The following is a 342-nucleotide window of genomic DNA, read 5'->3' as shown; positions in this document are numbered from 1 at the left end:
CAAGAAAAGTATCATGAATCTTAGTTCGAACAAAATGATGGCACAGATGCAGGATATGCTGACCGCATGTATGATAGGCGACCTGTCTAAAATGTCGTCCAACTATCTGCTGGAGTATTTTGAAGACGCACGATACTATCTGGTTAAAATAAAACCGACCAACAAAGCGGTACAAGCCTATATTGCCGGTATAGAAATCTATCTGAACAAGAAAGATATGTCGGTACACAAACTCCGTCTGTCCGAAACAGCCACAAACTATACAGAATACGAATTCTATAATAAAAATTTCAACTCCCTTAAGAATGAGACGAAGTTTGCGATTCGTTAGTCTGACGGCTC

At 39.8% G+C, this 342-nt stretch carries 1 pseudogene; it reads left to right on the top strand.

The annotated features are described in order from the left end of the window. A pseudogene (locus tag AB5935_RS26035) lies at positions 1-331 on the top strand (outer membrane lipoprotein carrier protein LolA); the annotation flags it as partial. Positions 332-342: the final 11 nt, after the last annotated feature.

It is taken from the genome of Phocaeicola sp. RTP21198st1_B8_RTP21198_201120 (assembly GCF_040929485.1).
GTDB classification, from domain to species: domain Bacteria; phylum Bacteroidota; class Bacteroidia; order Bacteroidales; family Bacteroidaceae; genus Phocaeicola; species Phocaeicola dorei.
Note: the sequence above shows the minus strand (reverse complement) of the source record. Positions and strands in the feature narration are given on the sequence as shown.